9 protein-coding genes and 4 pseudogenes are annotated in these 18,372 nt (G+C 65.1%); 6 read left to right on the top strand and 7 right to left on the bottom strand.

Features of this window, described 5'->3' with window-relative positions; all coding sequences use genetic code 11:
• Positions 1-546: 546 nt before the first annotated feature.
• A complete protein-coding gene (mfd, locus tag ACCQ05_RS07510; RefSeq protein WP_372393395.1) occupies positions 547-4,014 on the top strand; it encodes a transcription-repair coupling factor in 3,468 nt (1,155 codons plus the stop codon).
• A 176-nt stretch (positions 4,015-4,190) separates the two neighbouring features.
• Here mfd and ACCQ05_RS07505 read toward each other — a convergent pair whose 3' ends face one another.
• The 7 genes and pseudogenes from ACCQ05_RS07505 to ACCQ05_RS07475 form a co-directional block, all read right to left on the bottom strand.
• The gene (locus ACCQ05_RS07505) at positions 4,191-4,829 is read right to left on the bottom strand and encodes a hypothetical protein (protein ID WP_372393394.1); all 639 of its coding nucleotides are present in this window, start codon (positions 4,827-4,829) and stop codon (positions 4,191-4,193) included.
• Positions 4,830-4,870: 41 nt separating this feature from the next.
• Positions 4,871-5,260 (bottom strand): annotated as a pseudogene (locus ACCQ05_RS07500) (hypothetical protein); the annotation flags it as partial.
• Positions 5,261-6,537: 1,277 nt separating this feature from the next.
• A pseudogene (locus tag ACCQ05_RS07495) lies at positions 6,538-8,752 on the bottom strand (hypothetical protein); the annotation flags it as partial.
• 315 nt (positions 8,753-9,067) lie between these two features.
• The gene (locus ACCQ05_RS07490) at positions 9,068-9,724 is read right to left on the bottom strand and encodes a DUF1629 domain-containing protein (RefSeq protein WP_372393393.1); all 657 of its coding nucleotides are present in this window, start codon (positions 9,722-9,724) and stop codon (positions 9,068-9,070) included.
• Between the two features lie 292 nt (positions 9,725-10,016).
• A pseudogene (locus tag ACCQ05_RS07485) lies at positions 10,017-10,652 on the bottom strand (hypothetical protein); the annotation flags it as partial.
• Between the two features lie 319 nt (positions 10,653-10,971).
• Positions 10,972-11,628: an imm11 family protein gene (locus tag ACCQ05_RS07480; protein ID WP_372393391.1), complete on the bottom strand. Its 657-nt coding sequence runs from the start codon at positions 11,626-11,628 to the stop codon at positions 10,972-10,974.
• Positions 11,629-11,725: 97 nt separating this feature from the next.
• Positions 11,726-12,571: pseudogene (locus ACCQ05_RS07475) on the bottom strand (hypothetical protein); the annotation flags it as partial.
• Between ACCQ05_RS07475 and ACCQ05_RS07470 the strand changes: the two are divergent.
• The 5 genes from ACCQ05_RS07470 (at position 12,549) to ACCQ05_RS07450 (ending at position 18,350) form a co-directional block, all read left to right on the top strand.
• Positions 12,549-12,734, top strand: coding sequence for a hypothetical protein (locus tag ACCQ05_RS07470; RefSeq protein WP_372394245.1), 186 nt, complete (start codon positions 12,549-12,551; stop codon positions 12,732-12,734). The pseudogene ACCQ05_RS07475 and the gene ACCQ05_RS07470 overlap by 23 nt on opposite strands.
• A 491-nt stretch (positions 12,735-13,225) precedes the next feature.
• Entirely contained in the window at positions 13,226-13,555 is a 330-nt protein-coding gene (locus ACCQ05_RS07465) for an STAS domain-containing protein (RefSeq protein ID WP_104540096.1), read from the top strand.
• A 19-nt stretch (positions 13,556-13,574) separates the two neighbouring features.
• Complete coding sequence (locus tag ACCQ05_RS07460) at positions 13,575-15,578, top strand: chemotaxis protein CheA (RefSeq protein WP_372393390.1); 2,004 nt, start codon at positions 13,575-13,577, stop codon at positions 15,576-15,578.
• 91 nt (positions 15,579-15,669) lie between these two features.
• Entirely contained in the window at positions 15,670-17,823 is a 2,154-nt protein-coding gene (locus tag ACCQ05_RS07455; protein ID WP_372393389.1) for a methyl-accepting chemotaxis protein, read from the top strand.
• 11 nt (positions 17,824-17,834) lie between these two features.
• Positions 17,835-18,350 carry a chemotaxis protein CheW gene (locus ACCQ05_RS07450; RefSeq protein WP_372393388.1) on the top strand — a complete coding sequence of 172 codons (516 nt, stop codon included), beginning with the start codon at positions 17,835-17,837 and terminating at the stop codon, positions 18,348-18,350.
• Positions 18,351-18,372: the final 22 nt, after the last annotated feature.

The raw sequence follows: 18,372 nt of genomic DNA, 5'->3' as shown, positions 1-18,372 counted from the left end.
GACGCCGCCACCGAGCCTCCACGGACGGATTTACGGCTTGTCCCGCAAGCGGTGAGGGCACCGCGCCTTCGACCCACCCCGCTGTTACTCCACAGTCGGCCGGTCACGGCAGCGGCAGACCAAGCAGAACCTGGCGAAACTGTTCGCGCACGGCCCACTGCCCGCTTTCACGCCAGTCGGAGGCCCGACGTTCCTCGACGGCGCGCTGCGAAACCCGCCGAGAGGATCGCGGTGCTGACGGGCGCGCTGTGTTTGGCTCATACCACGGCGCCACGCAAAACCGTCTGGCGCGGTGTCCTCGCCGCTTGCGGGACCGTGTGGCGGCATGGATGCCGCCACCGAGCCTCCAGGGACGGATTCACGGCGTGTCCCGCAAGCGGTGAGGGCACCGCGCCTTCGAACCACCCAGCTGTGACTCCAACGTCGGCCGGTCACGGCAGCGGCAAGCCAAGCAGAACATGGCGAAACTGTTCGCGCACGGCCCACTGCCCGCTTTCACGCCAGATGGACCGAGCATTGCGGGGGCTCTGATAAAATCGCCGGCTGATGCCGTCGCCTACCTACCCCTCTCCGCCGCTGCCCAAGTCCGGCCAGCTCCGCGCCTACTGGCGCGCACCGTCGTCTCCCACTGCATTGGCCTGGTCGATCGCGCGGGCTGCCGAGGCGCATGCCGGGCCGCTGCTGGTGATCGCACGCGACAACCAGAGCGCGCACCAGATCGAAGCCGATCTGCATGCCCTGCTGGGTGAATCGACGTCGCTGCCGGTGGTGCCGTTTCCCGACTGGGAAACCCTGCCCTACGACCAGTTCAGCCCGCACCCGGAGATCATCAGCCAGCGGCTGGCGGCGCTGCATCGCCTGCCCGGCCTGAGCCGCGGCGTGGTGATCGTGCCGGTGCAGACCTTGCTGCAGCAGTTGGCGCCACTGAGCTATATCGTGGGCGGCAGCTTCGATCTCACCGTTGGCCAACGGCTGGATCTGGAGGCGGAAAAACGCCGTCTGGAAAGCGCCGGCTACCGCAACGTGCCGCAGGTGATGGATCCAGGCGATTTCGCGGTGCGCGGCGGCCTGCTGGACGTATTCCCGATGGGTGCGGACACGCCGCTGCGCATCGAACTGCTGGACGAGGACATCGATTCGATCCGCGCCTTCGACCCCGAGTCGCAGCGTTCGCTGGACAAGGTGGACGCGGTCAAGATGCTGCCCGGCCGCGAAGTGCCGATGGACGATGCCAGCATCGAACGCGTGCTGGCCTGCCTGCGCGAACGTTTCGACGTGGATACCCGCCGCAGTGCGCTGTATCAGGACCTGAAATCCGGCATCGCGCCCTCGGGCGTGGAGTATTACCTGCCGATGTTCTTCGCCAAGACCGCCAGCTTGTTCGACTACCTGGACAAGCGCGTGCTGCCGGTGATCGCCACCGGCGTGTCCAACGCCGCCGACGCGTTCTGGACCCAGGCCCAACACCGCTACGAACAGCGTCGCCACGATGTGGAGCGCCCGCTGCTGCCGCCGGACGAGCTGTATCAGTCCCCCGATGCGCTGCGCGAGCGGCTCAACAAGCTGGCGCGCATCGAGGTGTGGCCAGCCGACCACCCGCGCATCGACGAGGCATCCGCGCTCGGCGACCAGCCGTTGCCGCCGTTGCCGGTGGCGGCCAAGGACGCGCCCGCCGGACAGGCGCTGGCCTCCTTCCTGGGCCACTATCCTGGCCGCGTCCTGGTGGCCGCCGATTCGGCCGGCCGTCGCGAAGCCTTGATGGAAGTGTTGGCTGCCGCACAGCTCAAGCCGGAGGTGGTCGCCGACCTGCCTGCGTTCCTGGCTGCCACAACGCTGCGTTTCGGCATTACCGTGGCGCCGCTGGAAGATGGGTTTGCGCTGGACGACCCGCAGATCGCGGTGCTCACCGAGCGCCAGCTGTTTCCCGAACGGGCCAACCAGCCGCGCCGCACGCGCCGGGTGGGACGCGAACCGGAAGCGATCATCCGCGACCTGGGCGAGCTGTCCGAAGGCGCGCCGATCGTGCACGAAGACCACGGCGTGGGCCGCTACCGCGGCCTGATCGTGCTCGACGCCGGCGGCATGCCCGGCGAGTTCCTGGAAATCGAATACGCCAAGGGCGACCGGCTGTATGTGCCGGTGGCGCAGCTGCACCTGATCAGCCGCTATTCCGGTGCCTCGGCCGAGACCGCGCCGCTGCACTCGCTGGGCGGCGAGCAATGGACCAAGGCCAAACGCAAGGCGGCCGAAAAGGTCCGCGACGTCGCTGCCGAACTGCTGGAAATACAGGCGCGTCGCCGCGCGCGCGCCGGCCTGGCGTTGCAGGTGGACCGTGCGATGTACGAGCCGTTTGCGGCCGGATTCCCGTTCGAGGAAACCGGCGACCAGCTGGCTGCCATCGATGCAACGCTGCGCGATCTGGCCAGCAGCCAGCCGATGGACCGCGTGGTCTGCGGCGACGTGGGTTTCGGCAAGACCGAAGTGGCGGTGCGTGCGGCATTTGCCGCCGCCAGCGCCGGCAAGCAGGTCGCCGTGCTGGTGCCGACCACATTGCTGGCCGAACAGCACTACCGCAATTTCCGCGACCGTTTCGCCGATTACCCGATGAAGGTAGAAGTGCTCTCGCGCTTCAAGAGCACCAAGGAGATCAAGGCCGAACTGGAGAAGGTCGCCAGCGGCGACATCGACGTGATCATCGGCACGCACCGGCTGCTGCAGCCGGACGTGAAGTTCAAGGATCTCGGGCTGGTCGTCGTGGACGAGGAGCAACGCTTCGGCGTGCGGCAGAAGGAAGCGCTCAAGGCGATGCGCGCCAATGTGCATCTGCTCACGCTGACCGCCACGCCGATCCCGCGCACGCTCAACATGGCCATGGCCGGCTTGCGCGACCTGTCCATCATCGCCACCCCGCCGCCGAACCGGCTGGCGGTGCAGACCTTCATCACCGCCTGGGACAACACCCTGCTGCGCGAAGCGTTCCAGCGCGAGCTCAGTCGCGGCGGGCAGCTGTACTTCTTGCATAACGATGTGGAAAGCATCGTGCGCATGCAGCGCGATCTGTCCGAACTGGTGCCCGAAGCGCGCATCGGCATCGCGCACGGGCAGATGCCCGAGCGCGAGCTGGAGCGGGTGATGCTGGATTTCCAGAAGCAACGCTTCAACGTGTTGTTGTCGACCACGATCATCGAATCGGGCATCGACATCCCCAACGCCAACACCATCATCATCAACCGCGCCGACCGCTTCGGCCTGGCACAGTTGCACCAGCTGCGCGGCCGCGTCGGCCGTTCGCATCACCGCGCCTATGCGTATCTGGTGGTGCCGGACCGGCGCTCGATGACCTCCGATGCCGAGAAGCGCCTGGAAGCGATCGCATCGATGGACGAGCTCGGCGCCGGCTTCACGCTGGCCACGCACGACCTGGAAATCCGCGGTGCCGGTGAGTTGCTGGGCGAGGACCAGAGCGGGCAGATGGCCGAGGTCGGTTTCAGCCTCTACACCGAGCTGCTGGAACGCGCGGTGCGCAGCATCCGCCAGGGCAAGCTGCCCGACCTGGATGCCGGCGAGGAAGTGCGCGGTGCCGAGGTGGAACTGCACGTGCCATCGCTGATTCCCGAGGATTACCTGCCCGACGTGCACACCCGCCTGACCTTGTACAAGCGCATTTCCAGCGCGCGCGATGCCGAGGCCTTGCGCGAATTGCAGGTGGAAATGATCGACCGTTTCGGTCTGTTGCCGGACCCTGTCAAACACCTGTTCGCCATCGCCGAGCTCAAGCTGCAGGCCAATGTCCTGGGCATCCGCAAGCTGGATCTGGGCGAGAACGGCGGGCGCCTGGTGTTCGAAGCCAAGCCGTCGATCGACCCGATGACCATCATCCAGATGATCCAGAAGCAGCCGAAGCTCTACGCGATGGATGGCCCGGACAAACTGCGCATCAAGTTGCCGTTGCCCGAGGGCGCGGACCGCTTCAATGCCGCACGCGGCCTGCTGGCGGCGCTGGCACCGGGCTGACGACGGCGGCGTTTCTCGTCACACCGGCAGCACGCCTGTGGCAGCCGCGAATGATCGGAAATGGCCGTTGGCGCAGACCAGCGATGTTGCAACCAAGCGCGACATGTTCTGCTCGATGCCGCGCACCGTCTGCATACATCCAAGACCGAGGCGCCGTTGCTCTGCTCTAGCCGCCCTTATGGCTGCGACGCGGGAGCGCGCAGTGCAATCTCCCGGTATTGGGCGCGATCGCCATAGCGTGTGGCTTTCTTCTCGAAAACCGCGCATAGCCGATCCTTGCCGCAGGGCACCAGGTCCGCGCGCATGACCCGGTCCAGATACGCCACTTCTGCACGGTATTGCGCTACTTCGGCAGCCGCCGCCTTGGCGGTGTAAAGCGCGTAGCCTGCCACCATCACGCTGAGGGCGCCTGCCGCAAGCAGGCTGACTGAAGCGACCCACATGCGCCGCGTGACGGTGGTCTCGAGAGACTGTTGCGCATGCGCAAAACGCTGCGTGGTTTGCCCAAGCCTCTGCCCGGCCGCGGCCAGTGTCGCGTCGAATCGCTCCACCGCCGGGGCCAACGCCTGCTGGCTCAGTTGCACCAGCCGCGGCAGCGCGCTCTCCACCATCCGGTTGACCCGCAGATCGGCACTGTTGACCGCATCCTGCAACCGCTGCAACTGCTGCCGCACCTGCTCATGCATGCGGTCGTCGCGTTGCTGCATGGTCGCAATCAGCACGGCCATGGCATCGATGGTTTCCTGCAACTTCTGATTCGACGCCCCAAGGATGGCGTTGGCTTGCAACAGTTCGGGAATGTTCTGACCGTTCATCGTCTCTCTACAAAGCGTCGATGCAGCGCATCTTGCGTGGACTATCCACCACCACCGCCTCCTCCGCCACCTCCACCTCCGCCACCGTCTCCACCGCCACCGCCGTCCCCTTGAGGGCCATAGTGCATCATGGGGCCGGTGGCAAACTGCGGCAGCGTCAACACCATCACCGGGCCACGGCTGGTCTGTACTTCCGCGGTCACGTCCATTCCCAACGCCTGACGTGCAGTCACCTGCTCCTGCGCCTCCTGCTGGGCATTGGCTTGCAGATGGTCGCGGCCACGTTGGGCCAGCGCATTGGCGACCGGGTTGCCGGCAATCCGCCTGAGCGCTTCGTCGATGGCCAGATCGTTCTTGGAGTGGAGGGCATACAGCAGATCGTTGACGTCCGGGGTTGCGCTGATGTCCTTGCGCAGCGGCGGCTGCAGATCCCCGTGTGCGTTGCCAGGCTGCGTCGTGGCAGCACTGGCGGTGTCGGGCGTACTTCCTTGTGCCATCGCCTCGCGCGGCGGATAGGCTGCGTCCACCTTCGCCGCAGGGCCATTGGGATCGTGCTCGCCGCGTAGTTCCAGCTCTGTGAACGGCAGTTCTCCGCGCGCCACCCGTGCCTGCCGTTGTTCGGCAATCCGGGCGTTTCGCGCGAACTCCTGCTCGAGTTGCGCCCGCAGTGCACGCATCGTCGGCGGCGTTGGCGACGCGGGGCCGGGGCGGGCGGGCGCATCGGCACCATCGACAGCGGCGGCGGCGACCTGCGACGCCAAAGGCGCCTGGACCGCAGCGTGTGCATGTTCGGGCAGCGCCACAGCGCGATCGGTGCCACCTGCCTCCGGTGACCGCACCGTGGTGTCCTCCAAGCGGGTGGAGGGAGGCGGCCGAGCTGGCTCCTCCGCTACAGTCGGCGCTCGTGTCTGCAGGTCCTGCGCGGGCGCCGTCTCGTAGCGCTCGTCGGCCAGTGACGCAGTGGATGGCACCTGCGGATGCATGAGCGCGACCCGTGGTGGATGTTTCTGTGCGTCCGGCGGCTCCGCAGGAAATGGCCCCTGCGGCGGGGCCGGGGCTTGCGGTTCGGGGTTGCGCAGGTCCGCATCGCGCCACGCGGTTGTGGGCGTGATATGCGACACCGCCGTGTCCTGGGCAAACGCCTTCCGGCCGTGTTGGGCGTCAGACTCCTGTGCGGGCCCATCCAGCGTGACTTGCTGTGCGGTCTCGGTCTCGAGCAGCGACGTGTGCGCGGCCGGCATGTCGGGTGTGGTCGGTACAGCGTCCTCGCGTGCCTGCTGCCGGGCCGGAACTGGCAGTGCCTCTGCGACAAAGCGCTCCGATGGCGCAGGGGAGACGGCTGCTTGCTCCTGCTCTGCGGCCTGCAGCGGGGCTCGCTGTGCCTCAGCGGCCGCCGCGTGGCCCAGTGAGGATTCCTGTGCCTGCCCAGGAGGCACATCCTTCGCTTGAACCCGCTGGACGTGTTGCCCCGCGGGAACCGGTTTCTCGACGTCCTGGGCCTGAGGGAATCCCGATGCACGTTGCTGCGGGTCCTGCTCCGGCGGCTGTTGGTGCTTTTCGGCGTTGCGCGCCAGATCGGTTTGCTGCGCACGCTGGGTGTTGCGTTGCTCCTGCTCGTGGTGTCGGGCGTGCTGCGTGTGACGCTGCTGGATGTCCTTCTCTTCACGCTGCTGGAGCTCGCGCTGCTGGCTGGTCTGTGCCTGGCGCTCCTGCAGCAGGCGCTCTGCCTGCTCGCGTTGCTCCTGCGTGTCGTGCTGAGCGGCCAACACCGCGCGTGCCTGGAGTGCTTGCTCGGCGCGACCGCGGTCGTCGTGCTCCGATGGTGCCTGCTGAAGGTGTTCGCGCACCTGCGCGGCATGCTGCTCCTGCGCCAGGCGATCCTGCTGGATGCGCTCCTGACGCTCCTGGGCCGCGTGGGCGGCCTGCGTGCGCGCCTGCACATCCAGCAGCAACTGCGGGCTGGACGCGGCAGAGGCGCCAGACGTATCGGCATCGGCAGCGCCGTCAGATGGGCGCGCCGCGGATGCGACGTGGCGGCCTGGTTGGTCGGGCGATGATGGCTGCGGCCGTTGCTGCGCACGTACCTCCTGCAGCGCCTGACGGATGTCCTCGGTGCTGGTCACCGCTGCAATGCGCTCCACGCCATCGGCGCCGCGCTGCAGATGGGCGATCGGGCTGTCGGCGCCATACTGACCGCCGGGGCCGCGCTGCAGCTGCATGGCGCCATCGCCTGCGAGTCCTTCCGCTTCGCGGGTACGCTGTGTCGCCAGTTCGATCGCTTCGCGCCACTGCGGCTGCAGTTCCGTGCCCACGATGCGATAGCGGTACAGCGTCTGCTCGCGCTGCACGTCCTGCGGCGACGGCGGGATTTGCCGGATGGCGGCAATTGCCTGGGCCTGCTCGGCGAGCGCCGGCTGCAGCATGGCGCGCGTGGTCTCCAGCTCCAGCACGCGATTGCCATCGGGCGGAGCGCCGTGGCTGGTCCACTGGCCCTCCATGTTGCGGTAGTAGCGCCGACCGTTTGAGGCGGTCAACGCATCCGGATCCGGCAATGCTTGCTGCGCGGCCGGGGACATCGGCAGTCCATCGGCGGCCCAGCCGCTGCGATGGTAGGCCAGTTCATAACGCGCGGCGATGGCCCCTTGGCTGTTGGCGATGTTGCGGGCGATGGTGGCCTGCGCCTGCGCCTCCAGTTCGGCCGCGCGAGACGGCAAGGCGGTCTCCTGCACGTAGCTGCCGCGCTCGTTGGCACCGGAGATCTCGGTCTTGACCAGACGATGCCATTGCCCGTCTGCCGGGTCGCGCCGCCAGTCGGCGGTGCTCAGGCTCGGGCAGTCGGTGGCGTTGGCCGGCTGGCGATACGGATCAACGGGCGCAGGCGCATCTTTGAGAGCGAGTGCGGCGGCGGCAGTGGTGGCCTGGTAATTGAGTTCGCGTGCTTTTTGGTAGCTGGCCACGATGGGCGTGGCGGTGGGATTGTCCACGCCATCGGCAGTGGTGTCGGCCTTGCCCTCGCGCGCCCAGGCGCGGCCATCGAAGGACCACTGCGTGCCATCGCGATCGGTCTGGGTATAGATGGCGCGGTTATCGAGCAACGCGGCGGCTTTTTCGCCGGCCACGCTCATGAAGTACGCGTCGGCGGCGATCAACACCATCGGTCCGGCGCCGGAGCTGCCCAGCGCGTAGGCGGCCGTCGTGCCGCCGGCCCAGCCACCGATATTGCGCCCGGCGAAATGCGCCAGCTCCGATTGCGCGGCCAGCGGGTTGTCCTGGCCGAGCAAGTGCGTGGCGCGTTGGCCGGAGGCGACCGCGTCAGCGGCGGTGGCGAGCAGGCCGGCGGTGCGCAGTGCCTGGCCTGCCGATAGATCGCCTGCCAGCAATTCGGCGGTGGCGAAGCCGCGTTGCGATACTGGTGTGTACGACGGCTGCGGTGTGGCGCCTGCGCCTTGGCGGATGCTGCGCGCAGCACCGCCGATGGTTGTTGGCGTGTCATCCAAGACCTGCTGGACCAAGGCCGCGTTGGACGCGGATAACCTCACGCGCCCGGCTTCTTCGGCGTGCGCGATGGCCATGCGGAATTCTTCGCGGCCGGCGATTTCGCGGGCGAGAACATCGGGTTCACGTGGGACCCCGACTAGATTGCGCCCAGTTGTGCGTGCGACATCGATCACTTTTGCGATCCGCTGCTCGGAGTGGGTGATCGCGGCCCATTCGGATTCGACAGTGCTCATGGAGCGCAGCGCCTGCACTTGGTCGGCGTGGGTAGCGCGATATTGATCAATCTCGGAGAGGGTTCTGCGGTTTTGCGCGTTGGTCTCGGCCTTGCTCAGGCGATCAGGAGTAGTTGCGAATGCGTCGCCATTGATGAGGGCGACTTTTAGCGTGTCTCGCAGGTCGTGCACTTGAGTGGCAATTTTTCTCAGTGCTACTTGATCATTATCCAGAGCTGCCTGGCCGTTGTCACTTTTCTCAAGCCGATTCAGAAAGTCCGTGATGCCATCTGTATAAGAACTTCGAGTCCGTCCACGATGAGGCGATATTTCAAGTGCGTCGGCCAGCTTTCCGTCCACCGGTAAATATAAGCGATTTGCGGATGAATGCTCATCGATCATGCCATGTTCAATCAGCTTTTTTAGCAAAAGATTATTGCTGAAAATATCTTGCTCGATTACATGGTGGCTATGAAGAATGACTTGACTGGCAGGCATGATTTTGGGCTCTTCGTTCGCAATAGGCAATCAATAAGCCGAAGCGTCGATAAGTCGGACACCGCGTGTCCTTGGTGATCTTCCAAATCCATTTTTGATCAGCGCATCACGTAAAAAGCGATCACAGAACACGTCAGCCGTGTAAGGCGTCCGAAAGACGTGGGCTGACGCAATGACTTCCTTATTAAAGGCCAAGCTGGCGCCGCCAGTCAGATCGAAGTATTTTCCTTTCGAATATCCCTGTGTCAGAACCCTGACCGTCGAAGCATGCTCGTCGATCGCATCAATCACTCTGGCAACATCACACAAATAATGTGCTTGGCCCTGCGACCCGTCTTCCAAAATAAACTCACAGGATACGAACTCGAATCCTTCGGGATCAATCGATTCAAGCAATTTTTTTAGTGGGTCCGAGGTCAGCCAGTACCCGCTGAAGCCATCTTGCAGATCATTCGGCATCCGACCTCGGCTTTCGTCATATCGAAGGCGCGGAGCTTCTTTGAAAGGCGGGAACCCTCCGTCCTTTGGTCGAATGATTCCCCTGCCTTCTGGGCGAAGCGCCTTCTCGTTTTCGAAGACCACCCCATGTCCAGACCCACCGCCGCGCATATCAGGCCTGAAGATGTAGAACTCACCTTCGTGAGGTGCATTGTCAAGTATTTCGCGGGCTTCTTTTGCTTCGTTCATAGGTACTTTCTCTCAACAATCCAACACGCGTGGAACAGGCGCCCACAAGCAAGTCGCTTCGCTGCCTCTTCAACAAATGCCCGCCTCTGCGCGTGACCGCCAGCTATGGAAGCGGGACCGGCGGCGAGTGCTGGGCATGCTGTGGCTCCTGTTGGAACGGGAAGCAGCTTTCTATCTTGCCTGTCTTCTTCGACTAACGCAGTAGGAAAACCCCGACGCTTCCGGACAGCGCCGGCCCTGGCGCGCGCGATCGTCGCCCCGCCACGCCTGCGGTCTTCATGCGTGGCTTTCGCTGCTCCTCCGCAGGACCGGAGGCCACCGCATCTGCGGCGGTGGCACGCGGGCCGGCGGTGCGCATTACCTGGCCGGCGGACAGCTCGCCTGCCAGTAGCTCGGCGGTGGCGAAGCCGCGTTGCGACAGTAGCATGTACGGATGTGGTGAGGTACCTGGAAGATGAGCAATGCTGCGAGCCGCGCGGATGGTCAGTGGCGTGTCGTCCAATACCCGCCTGATCATTGCCGCGTTGGACTCGGACAACGTGACACGCCAGGCCTCTTCGGCGTGCGCGATGGCCATGCGAAATTCTTCGCGTCCAGCGATTTCGCGGATCACGGCATCGCGTTCATCAGGGACAGCGACCAGATTTTTGCCGGTCGTACGTGCTGCTTCGATCACCGTTGCGATCCGCTGTTCGGAGTGCGTGATCGCGGCCCATTCGGATTCGACAGTGCTCATCGAGCGCAGCGTCTTCAGCTGGTCGGCGTGGATGGCGCGGTACTGATCAATCTCGAAGAGGGTTCTGCGGCTTTGCGCGTTGGTCTCGGCCTTGGTCAAGTGATCCGGGGTCGTTGCGAACATGTCGCCGTTGATCAGGGCGACTTTGAGGGTGTCTTGCAGGTCGTGGACCTGGGCGGCGACGCGCTTCAATGCTGCAGCGTCGTTGCGCATGGCGGCGCGGCCGTCTGGGGATTTACCTAGATCGTCAAGATAACCCGCAATTCCCATCGTGTAGGAGCTACGCGTGCGTCCTCGGTGGGGGGATGTTTCGATTTCGTCAGCCAGCTTGCCATCTACCGGAAGATACAGGCGATTGGTCGACACATCCTTGTCGATCAAGCCATGCTCGACCAATTTATTAAGAAGCCGATTTCTGAGAAAAGTACTATTTTCAATAATGTGGTGACTTTGAAGGATGACGTTACCGGAGGGCATCTGCTTTTACTCCAAAATCCATGCAGAGAAATCTTTATCCGTAATTTGCAGCGTCGATTAGCTGAACGCCACGCCTCTTGGATGATCTGCCGAACCCCTCGGAAACCAGGGTGTTGCGCAAGAAACGATCGCAAAAGGCGTCGGCTGTATGCGGTGTTCTGAAGACATGCGCGGCCCCGATCACGTCTTTCCTAAATGCCAACTCAGCCCCCCCCACAAGGCTGTAGTACTTGCCATTTGGATACCCGGTCAGCACCTTTACCGTGGATGCTTCCTCGTCGATGGCGTCGATAATCCGCACCACTTCGCAAAGATAGTGCGGTGCCCCGGGCGTGCCGTCTTCCAATCGGAAGTCGCATAGCGCGAAGGCAAAGCCCTCCGGGTCAGCAGCTTCAAGAACCTGCTTCAGCGGCTCGGAGACCAGCCAGTAGTCCGTCAAACCACTCTCCAGATCATCGGGCATATCACCGATGCGGCTGTCGTAGCGCAGGCGCGGGGTCTCTTTCAATGCGGCCAGCCCCGCATCCTCTCCCGGCAGGCTTTCAGCAATGGAAAATGGCACCGCATCTGGGTTCTCAAGCTTCAAACCAGGGCCGCGACCGCCCCCCCCGATATCGGACCTGAGAATGTAGAACTCGCCCTTCCTGGGTGCATTCGGATTTATCGCTTGCGCTTGATTTGACTGGTTCATGGGTGTTCTCCGATCGACCCTGCATATAAGCAAAATGCTATATCCGCTTTTATCAAGCGGGCGCCGCCAGCATACGCGATTTGTATGTTCTGACATCGCGCTGCAGATGGGCGACCGGGCTGTCGGCGCCATACTGACCGCCGGGGCCGCGCTGCAGCTGCATGGCGCCATCGCCTGCGAGTCCTTCCGCCTCGCGGGTGCGCTGTGTCGCCAGTTCGATTGCTTCGCGCCACTGCGGCTGCAACTCGGTGCCTACGATGCGGTAGCGATACAGCGTCTGCTCGCGCTGCACGTCCTGCGGCGACGGCGGCGACTGCCTGATGGCGGCAATTGCCTGGGCCTGCTCGGCAAGCGCCGGCTGCAGCATGGCGCGCGTGGTCTCCAGTTCCAGCACCCGGTTGCCATCGGGCGGAGCGCCGTGGCTGGTCCACTGGCCCTCCATGTTCCGGTAGTAGCGCTGGCCGTCCGAGGCGGTCAGCGCATCCGGATCGGGCAACGCTTGCTGCACGGCTGGCGACATCGGCAACCCATCGGCCGCCCAACCGCTGCGGTGGCAGGCCAGTTCATAACGCGCGGCGATCGCCCCTGGGCTGTTGGCGATGTTGCGAGCGATGGTGGCCTGCGCCTGCGCCTCCAGTTCCGCCGCGCGAGGCGGCAATGCTGTCTCCTGCACGTAGCTGCCGCGCTCGTTGGCACCGGAGATCGCGGTCTTGACCAGGCGATGCCATTGTCCGTCTGCCGGGTCGCGCCGCCAGTCGGCGTTGCTCAGGCTCGGGCGGTCGGTGGCGTTGGCCGGCTGGCGATACGGATCAACGGGCGCAGGCGCATCTTTGAGAGCGAGTGCGGCGGCGGCATTGGTGGCCTGGTAATTGAGTTCGCGCGCCTTTTTGTAGCTGGCGACGATGGGCGTGGCGGTGGGATTGTCCAAGCCATCGGCAGTGGTGGCAGTATCCGTGGTGTTCGAAGTGGCCGTGACGATCCAGAAACTGCCGAAGATCTACGCAATGGATGGCCAGGAAAAACTGCGCATCAAGTTGCCGCTGCCCGAGGGTGCGGACCGCTTCAATGCCGCACACTGCCTGCTGGCGGCATTGGTATCCGGCTGAGGCACATCATTGCGCCGCGCCGTGGCGCAATGAGATCAGGCTCAAGCGCGGTGATGAGCGCAGGCAGCGCAGTGCCTGCTCGCAGCTATCGCTGCGCTTGCTTGCGCAGGTTTGAGGATCTCCATGCCGCCAACGACTGCGGTGATGCGCGATGGACCGCATCACTCGCGTCCGCCGCGGCAGATGCATCCTCTGCGGCAGCGCACTTCGTGAGCCCGAGCCCGGCTCTTGCAGGCACTTTTGTCCCCGGGACTGTCCAGGACATCCGGCCCCTGAGCCCGTCTGCGACAAACCTGAGCAGTTAATTCCCATGCAGTGACAGGTTTCGCATTTCCGTCATCGCGCTGAATTTGACCTAAATATTCCGGCCGGGCGCCGATACCTGCATAGACCGGCATGCCCGGCGTGCGCACCCCGCCCACGCCGATCACGCCACAGCGACCTTCCCCGCGTCATCGCGCACGCTGCGCACCGCATCGCTCGAGGCACCCATGACCACCCTATCGTCCGATTTCCCCGCGCCGTTGACGCTTGCCCTCGAGGGCGAGATGACGATCCGTCGCGCCGCCGAACTTAAGCCACTGCTGCAACCGGCACTGGCGCATCCGGGTGGATTGCATCTGGACCTGGGCGCAGTCAGCGAGATCGACACCACCGGCCTGCAGTTGCTTCTGGCCACCAAGCAGGCGATCCAGGCCGATGGACGGCCGTTCTCGCTCACCGATTCCAGCCGCGCGGTGGTCGATGTGATCGAACTGCTCGGCCTGCTCGAAGCCTTGTATCCGCATGCGGTCGCAAGTCTCGACGCACGACTTCACTAACGGACCCGGTGACGCGCGCATGGACATGAATCAGCTGATGCAGACGTTCCTGGCCGAAAGCCGGGATCTGCTCGAAGACATGGAACGCCACCTGCTCGAAGCCGAGCGCGGCGAGTCTTCGCCGGATGCGGTCAACGCGATCTTTCGCGCCGCGCATACCATCAAGGGCTCGGGCGGCCTGTTCGATCTGCCGCAGCTGGTGGGCTTCACCCATGTGGTGGAAAGCGTGCTGGATCTGGTGCGCGACGAAGCGCTGAAGCTGAGTTCGGAACTGATCGCGCTGCTGCTGGTGTGCTGCGACCACATTCACGCATTGGTGGAAACCGCGGCCGACCCCAGCCATGCCGATCCGGCCGCGCTCGCCGCCGAAGCCGAACCGCTCTTGGCGCAGTTGCAGACCTACCTGCAAGGCAGCGGCTGTGGCGTCACCGCAGCCCCTGCGCAACACGCCACGCCGGAAAAACAGAGCGGCTACTGGCGCATCGGCCTGACGCTGTTTGCCGATGCGCTGCGCTTCGGCAACTCGCCGCTCAAGCTGATCCGCAATCTGCGCAGCCTGGGTTCGGTGGAATCGATCAGCACCGACTACAGCCAGCTGCCCACCTTCGAAGAGCTCGATCCGGAGGCCAACTATCTCGGCTTCCAGATCCTGCTGCGCAGCGATGCCGATCGCGCCGCCATCGACGACGTGTTCGAGTTCGTGCGGGACGATTGCGCGCTGGAGATCGCCGCCGTGCCGGCACCGAATGATGTGGCAGCCGTGGTGGCCAGCGCGCCGGTGACGGCTGCACCGGCCAGCGCACTCGCCGCGGTGCCGGCCGCCACGCCGCCGCGCGCGGCAGCCGACGGCGGCGCACGCGGCGGCGCCGATGCGCGTTCCATTCGCGTCGATGCCGACAAGCTTGATCGCATGATCGACCTGGTCGGCGAACTCATCATTGCCGTGGCCAGCACCAACGCCAATGCGCAGCGCAGCGGCGATGCGCAGTTGCTGGAATCGGCCTCGATCCTGGCCGGGCTGGTGGAAGAGGTGCGCGAAAGCGCGCTGCAACTGCGCATGGTCAAGATCGGCGGCACCTTCAGCCGCTTCCAGCGCGTGGTGCACGACGTGGCACGCGAGCTGGGCAAGGACATCGCACTGGTAGTGGCCGGCGAAGACACCGAACTGGACAAGTCGGTGGTGGAAAAGATCGGCGACCCGCTCACCCATCTGGTGCGCAATGCGATGGACCACGGCATCGAACCGGCCGAGGTGCGCGTGGCGCGCGGCAAGCCGGCACGCGGCACCGTGGGCCTGAACGCCTATCACGACTCCGGCAGCATCGTCATCCAGATCACCGACGACGGTGGCGGACTGAATCGCGACAAGATCCTGGCCAAGGCGCTGGAACGCGGCCTGGTCGAACCCGGCCGCCAGCTCAGCGACCGCGAAGTGTTCGCGATGATCTTCGAGCCGGGTTTTTCCACCGCCGAAAAGGTCACCAACCTGTCCGGCCGCGGCGTCGGCATGGATGTGGTCAAGCGCAACATCACTGCGCTGCGCGGCACGGTGGACATCGACAGCACCGCCGGGCTGGGCACCACCATTTCGGTACGCCTGCCGTTGACCCTGGCCATCATCAATGGCTTCCAGGTCGGCGTGGGCAAGTCGGTGTTCGTGGTACCGCTGGATGTGGTGGAAGAGTGCGTGGAGTTCACGCCCGACTATGCCAGCGACTACATCGACCTGCGCGGCCGGGTGCTGCCGTATGTGCGCCTGCGCGAGTTGTTCGCGCTCGGCGGCAAGACGCCGGCACGCGAGAGCATCGTGGTGATCCGCCAGGGCACGCAGCGTTTCGGCCTGGTCGTGGATACCCTGCTGGGCGAATGGCAGACGGTGATCAAGCCGCTGTCCAAGGTGTTCGCCCAGGTCAAGGGCATCAGCGGCTCGAGCATCCTGGGCAGCGGCGATGTCGCGCTGATCCTGGACGTGCCCAGCCTGGTCCAGCAATTGCATCCGCCGCAGGACACGCTGGCCGCCTGAGCGCCCGCGTCATCCCTGCATATCGCCGGCGTCGTCGTTCGCCAATCGCATCGTTCGTTTCGTTGTTCCCTGACCCCAGGAAGCTACCGCCATGTCACACCGTCTTCCGATCGCTACGCAGTTGTGGTTCACCGCCGCGCTTGCCGTCGCCCTGCCCATCCTGGTCATCGTCGCCGGTTTCGCGCTGACGCTATCGCACGCCGCCCTGCTGGCCGCCAGCGTGGTCGCCGCGTTGATCAGCGCCGCCCTGCTGGCCTGGGCCATCAGCCGCGCCGGCGCTTCGCTGGAGTTGGCGACCACGACCCTGGACGCCTTCTCCCGCGGCAATTTCGATGTCGCCCTGCCGCAGGTGGGCGAGCAACAGGCCAGCGATGTCCTGCGCGGACTGCGCAAGGTGCAGAGCGGGATCCGCCACGTCAACGACGAGATCAACCGTGTATCGCGCGAACACGACGCCGGCGACATCGATGCGCGTATCGACGTGGCACGCTTCGATGGCGATTTCCGCACCATGGGCGATGGCATCAACCGCATGGTGGCCAGCCACATCGCGGTCAAGAAGCAGGCCATGGCCTGCGTGGCCGAATTCGGCCGCGGCAACTTCGCCGCCGAACTGGAGCGGCTGCCGGGCAAGAAGGCCTTCATCAACGAGATCGTCGACCAGATCCGCGGCAACCTCACCGGCATGGTCGCCGAGGTCAACCGCATGTCGGCCGAACACGATGCCGGCGATATCGACGTGGTCATCGACACCCAGCGCTTCACCGGCGATTTCCGCCGCATGGCCGAAGGCATCAATGCCATGGTGGCCGGCCACATCGCGGTGAAGAAGCAGGCCATCGCCTGCGTGGGCGAGTTCGGCCGCGGCAATTTCACCGCGCAGCTGCCGCTGCTGCCGGGCAAGAAGCGCTTCATCAACGACACGATCGAACAGGTACGCGGCAATCTCACCGGGCTGATCGCCGAGATCAACCACATGTCGGCCGAACACGAGGCCGGCGACATCGACGTGGTCATCGACACCGCCCGCTTCGATGGGGACTTCCGCAGCATGGCGGTCGGCATCAACCAGATGGTGGGTGCACATATCGCGGTGAAGAAACTGGCCATGGGCGTGATGGCCGAATTCGGCCGCGGCAACTTCGATGCGCCGCTGGCACAGCTGCCGGGCAAGAAGGCCTTCATCAACGAGACCGTGGAGCGCGCGCGCGGCAACCTGCGCAGCATCTCCGAAGTGATCCAGGTGATGGGCGCGATGGCTGAAGGCGACCTCACCCACACCGTGGAAGGCCGCTACGAAGGCGCCTTCGCCGACATGCAGCGTTACGTCAACACCACCATGAGCCGCCTCACCGAGATCGTCGACGAGGTCAACCGCAACGCCGAAAACCTGGCCAGCGCCTCCGAGGAAGTCAGCGCCACCGCGCAGGCCTTGGCCCAGGCCGCCAGCGAACAGGCCGCCGGCGTGGAAGAGACCAGCGCCTCGCTGGAGCAGATGACCGCCTCCATCGCGCAGAACACCGAGAACGCGCGCGTCACCGACAGCATGGCCGCCAAGGCCGCCAGCGAAGCGGCCGACGGCGGCGACACCGTGCGCGCCACGGTGGTGGCGATGAAGGACATCGCCAAGAAGATCGGCATCATCGACGACATCGCCTACCAGACCAACCTGCTAGCGCTCAATGCTGCGATCGAAGCGGCCCGCGCGGGCGAACATGGCAAGGGCTTTGCGGTGGTGGCCGCCGAAGTGCGCAAGCTGGCCGAACGCAGCCAGGTGGCCGCGCAGGAAATCGGTGAGGTCGCCGGCTCCAGCGTGGATCTGGCCGAAAGCGCCGGCCGCGTGCTCGGCGAGATGGTGCCCTCGATTCGCCGCACCTCCGACCTGGTGCAGGAAATCGCCGCCGCCTCCGAAGAACAGACCGCCGGCGTCAGCCAGATCAACACCGCCGTGGGCCAGTTGAACCAGACCACGCAGTCGGCCGCGGCCAATGCCGAAGAACTGGCCGCCACCTCGGAGGAAATGAGCGCGCAGGCCGAGCAGTTGCAGCAGTTGATGGGCTTCTTCCGGCTGGGCAATGGCGGGCGTGGCGCAAGCCAGGCCAGCCGTCCGGGTCCGCGTCGGGTGGTACAGGCCAGCCAGGCCACGGCCATCCACGCACCGGCGCGGCGCACCAACGTGCGCCAGATCGGCGCGCTGGCCGCGACCGCCGATGCCATCGACGAATCGCAGTTCGCCAGTTTCTGAAGGAGCCGACGATGCAACCGCACAGCAGCGCAGTCACCGGCGCGCCGTCGTCCACGGCGCCGCAGCAATACCTGACCTTTTCGTTGGGCAAGGAAATGTTCGGCCTGGGCATTCTCGGCATCAAGGAAATCATCGAATACCGTGTGCCTACCGATGTGCCGATGATGCCGCCGGCCCTGCGCGGGGTGATCAACCTGCGCGGCGCGGTGGTGCCGGTGGTGGACCTGCAGCAGCGCGTGGGCCGCACCGCCAGCCCGATCACCAAGCGCAGCTGCATCGTGATCGTGGAGATCGCCCATGGCGACGGGCATCAGGTGCTCGGCCTGCTGGTGGATGCGGTGAGCGAAGTGCTGGACATCGCAGCCGAAGACATCGTGGAAACGCCCAGCTTCGGTGCCGGCATCCCGCGCGACTTCATCCATGCCATGGGCAAGATCGGCGAACGCTTCGTGATCCTGCTCGATGCCGATGCCGTGCTGGGCCACGATGCCCTGGCCCAGCCCCCCACCGCCGCACTGGCGGCCTGACAGCCGCCTGTACGCAAGGATT

Source organism: Xanthomonas sp. NCPPB 3582 (assembly GCF_041475735.2).
GTDB lineage: Bacteria > Pseudomonadota > Gammaproteobacteria > Xanthomonadales > Xanthomonadaceae > Xanthomonas > Xanthomonas codiaei.
The sequence above is the reverse complement of the archived record's forward strand: the minus strand, read 5'-3'. Positions and strand labels throughout refer to the sequence as shown.

Excerpts from the sequence above, each read along its gene's own strand:
- ACCQ05_RS07460 (WP_372393390.1), top strand. The coding sequence starts at position 13,575 with ATGGACATGAATCAGCTGATGCAGACGTTCCTGGCCGAAAGCCGGGAT.
- ACCQ05_RS07490 (WP_372393393.1), bottom strand. The coding sequence starts at position 9,724 with ATGAACGAAGCAAAAGAAGCCCGCGAAATACTTGACAATGCACCTCAC.
- ACCQ05_RS07505 (WP_372393394.1), bottom strand. The coding sequence starts at position 4,829 with ATGAACGGTCAGAACATTCCCGAACTGTTGCAAGCCAACGCCATCCTT.
- ACCQ05_RS07455 (WP_372393389.1), top strand. The coding sequence starts at position 15,670 with ATGTCACACCGTCTTCCGATCGCTACGCAGTTGTGGTTCACCGCCGCG.
- ACCQ05_RS07480 (WP_372393391.1), bottom strand. The coding sequence starts at position 11,628 with ATGAACCAGTCAAATCAAGCGCAAGCGATAAATCCGAATGCACCCAGG.
- ACCQ05_RS07450 (WP_372393388.1), top strand. The coding sequence starts at position 17,835 with ATGCAACCGCACAGCAGCGCAGTCACCGGCGCGCCGTCGTCCACGGCG.
- ACCQ05_RS07465 (WP_104540096.1), top strand. The coding sequence starts at position 13,226 with ATGACCACCCTATCGTCCGATTTCCCCGCGCCGTTGACGCTTGCCCTC.
- mfd (WP_372393395.1), top strand. The coding sequence starts at position 547 with ATGCCGTCGCCTACCTACCCCTCTCCGCCGCTGCCCAAGTCCGGCCAG.